At 61.4% G+C, this 3,470-nt stretch carries 1 protein-coding gene; it reads right to left on the reverse strand.

The annotated features are described in order from the left end of the window. Positions 1 to 845 precede the first annotated feature (845 nt). On the reverse strand, positions 846 to 1,754 hold the full coding sequence (locus QHF89_RS49675; RefSeq protein WP_136973407.1) for a DUF6338 family protein: 909 nt from the start codon (positions 1,752 to 1,754) through the stop codon (positions 846 to 848). Positions 1,755 to 3,470: the final 1,716 nt, after the last annotated feature.

Raw genomic sequence — 3,470 nt, forward strand, 5'->3', positions numbered from 1 at the left:
CTGGCGACGTCGGAAGGCTGACGGGCGGCGAGAGCGCCGCGCGAGTGTCGACAGACCCGGCCGGGGCGCGGACAGCGCCGGTGCCGGGCGCGGCGCTGGGGGATGTAGTTGGCCGGGCGGTTACGAATATGCCGCGGGGTACGGAAGGCGCGTAGCGCGCGGGTTGTAAGGTGACGGGGTGCTCGGGGCGAGGGAGGCGCGCCTCGAGCGGCCCGAACGCGTTGCGCCTCCCTCTCGCCCGTCTCGCCCCGCTCGGCGCGGTCGCGCTCGACGGCGCTGCCCTCGCGGGGCTCGGCGCGCAACCCTCGTCGCGATGGTCAACGCGATCAAGATTGGCAGCGAGGGGATCACGATTGAGAAGGGGAGTGTCGAATTGCGGGGATACGTCAGCCGGTACGCCGCTCGTTACTTGCGGGGTCTTAGACGTACGGATTTACGAATCGCCCCTACTTCCTCAGTTGTAAATGTCCTCGATATTGCTGACGTAATCGCCAACAATGCTTCGGCGGGTGTTCCCTCCTCTATTCTCTCAATCTCTTCAGGGAGTAACACAGACACACGGTCGTTCCAGCACAACACCAGCGCATCTTGCTCGTTTTTTTCGACTGTGACTACGCTCATAGTTTGACTCCAATCTCGTGGTCTATCACGTACGCCGTATCTGGCTCACTTGTGCCGAGAAGCCCTGCAAGGAAAGCAAACCTCTTGCCCCGGTTCGTCGCGGGCATGCTCACCTGCACAAGTGCTCGCTGTGCGTCAAGAGATTCTTTGTAGAGCGATCAGCTTCCAGCACACTTGCGAGGCCCCAGGGCGAGGTCGGGCTCGACGATATTCCTCAGCGGCTTTTATTCGGGTTCGACGGAGGACGCCCGCCCGTGTCCTTCGGCGGAGTTGGCAGATTCGGCCTCGGAGCTTGATGGGGTTGATAGCCCGCGCCCGGATAAGGTCGCGTTTTCGGTGGTTGCGGTGTCGGCGGCTGATAGCCTCCCTGCTTCTTTATCTCGGTCATCCACTTCCTCCAATGTTGCCTGGTTGGTAGCTGCTTTTGATTTTCTGTCCCATCGAGACTTTAGCCAATGATACACGGAGCGAAGCCAAGTTTTCTTTGAGCTTTCTTCTGCTAAGGAGTTGCTATCGTAATTGCACTCATAAAACCTTAACATTTTGATATTGCGACGCTCGATGTACACTCCGCCCGAACCTCCGATGGGCTGCTCGCTGAAGCTTAGCTGATCGTCATTGCTTATCTTGTACTGTAACTCGAGGTACAAGTCTCCATTGGAGGGATCGTCTCCGGCGAAAGACTCGCCGGAGTAGAGCCCACCGATGTATGAACCATCTGTCAACTCGGCCAAAACAAAGCGTTGCTTGCCATCCGAAAAAATTCGATCCCAGGCACGCGGATTCGGGTGACGCACGCCAAGAAAAGCGAGGGCACGTCGACCGAGCTTGGATGAGGCAACTCGGCCAGAAATGTATCCTGCGATGAACGGATACAGGAAGAGAAGGGCGAATATTGACGCAGCGAATAATCTTGGATGTGCACCCCTCCAGGAATCACTCACCAATAAGTAATATATCGAGGGCGACGCGAATGCATACAGCCATGCGCTCGTAACAAACGATGAAAGGATTCTGCCCTTGTCGTCGTTGGGAGATGCTGCCACAACCCAATTAAAGACGGATTGGGCGATAAACCCAGGGATGCCAAACGCGATCAGATAAATAACACCGCTAACTTTTTCAATATCCATGGCCAGCTACTCGGTGCAGAGTGTGCGCGATGCTAGGGTAGGCCGGTTTGGTTGTCAAACGCTGTTGCGTACAACGCATGAGCGACCCTTAACGTGTGTCACGCATCATCTTGTTCGGCACGTCGAAAGTCTTGTCTCACGTCAAGCGGGGGCGTGTCTCGCGTGACATACGCCATTGAGAACATGCGTGACAACACAACCGCGAGCGCAGGACGCTCGGCGCCGTCGTGCGCGAGGTGCAGCCCTCGCGGTGCTCGACGCGACGAACAGCGCAGCCCTCGCGGCGCTCGAGACGCTCGGCGCGCGCTGGGTGCGCAAGGGGAGCGTGCATCCTTGGCGCTTGCGCGCCTCGTGCTTGCGGTGCAAGTCGCTTGCACGCATAAGCACGCAAGCCGATCGGTCGACGCATCCTTGACGGCGCAGTTCTCGTGGCGCTCGACGCCACGAACGGCACATCCCACGCACGTTCGAGGTCTTGCCCGGCCTTCCCAAGTGCTCGGCGCGATCACGCTCGACAGCGCAGCCCTCGCGGCGCTCTCGCTCGGCGCGGTCGTGCTCGACGGCCCTGCCCTCGCGATGCGTGCCGCGACGAACGGAGCATCCTTCCGCGTTTCTCTCCCGAGATACGGCTCTGCCAAATTCCGCCTAAGTGCTTGAAATAACCGCGGAAGGTGGGGATCTCAAACCGTGTATTCTGAGCCAGAAAACGCCCCTCGAGACGACGCTCAGCGCAGCCCTCGACGCGCTCTCGACGCTCGGCGCGATCGTGCTCGGCGGCCCTGCCCTCGATCTACTCGCAACGCTCCGCGCGCCCGTACTCGCATGCGAGTCCATCCGAGCCCTTCTCTCGTCCAGCGCACGCATACCGCTGCTTAGGCTAAGTCTCGGCGCGATCGCGCTCGACGACCCTGCCCTTGCGATGTGTCAAGGGGCTATCGGCCGGGTGAGCATCTTCCTTGTCTCGCTGTTTCGCATGCCCTTGTCTCGCGAGACACAAGCGCTCGAGACATGCGCAACAACACAACGCGAGGCTCGCAACTCGGCGCGGCGTGCTCGACGGCGCAGCCCTCGCGACGCTTCCGCGCGAGTGGCCCGCTCGGCGCGAAGGTGGCCCGCTCGCCTTGCCGGGTGTGCCGAGCGGGCCGAGCAGGCCGCTGTGCCACGACACACTCGAGCGAGCAGCACACCGGCCGATCGGCCGCGCTTACCGTAAGTCTCGCTCGGCGCGGTCGTGCTCGACGGCGCAGCCCTCGCTCGCGGCTTGTCCCTCGATCTCGCTTCCCTCGGTTGTGCCTACGGGTGATCGAGGTGTTCTCCGCGCGGAGTACACCCCGCGCAAAATGTGCTCATGTCCTTGGTTTGCTGCTGCTTTGTCGTCGTTGACGCCGTGTGTGAAGGCGCCGCAACGTTCGCGCTCCGTTGCCCGATCGCTTCATCGCTTTACCGGAGGTCTCGCCGTGCGTGCTCGCGCGGTCGTGCTCGACGGCGCAGCCCTCGCGACGTGTACCGCGACGAACGGCGCCGCCCTCCGCGTATCTTCGCCAAAGATACAGGGCAAGAGTCCGAACCTCGAGACGAGACGACGCTCGGTGCGCATCCCGCCCATCGTGACCGCTCGTTACGCGCCATCGTGACCACCTGTTTCGCGCCATCGTGACCACCCGTTTCGCGCCATCGTGATCGGAGCGAAGCGACGCTCTGGCTGTTCAGGGTTCC

The organism is Polyangium sorediatum (assembly GCF_029946465.1).
Classification (GTDB): domain Bacteria; phylum Myxococcota_A; class Polyangia; order Polyangiales; family Polyangiaceae; genus Polyangium; species Polyangium fumosum.

Coding starts and splice junctions, on each gene's coding strand:
- QHF89_RS49675 (WP_136973407.1), bottom strand. CDS start 1,754: ATGGATATTGAAAAAGTTAGCGGTGTTATTTATCTGATCGCGTTTGGC.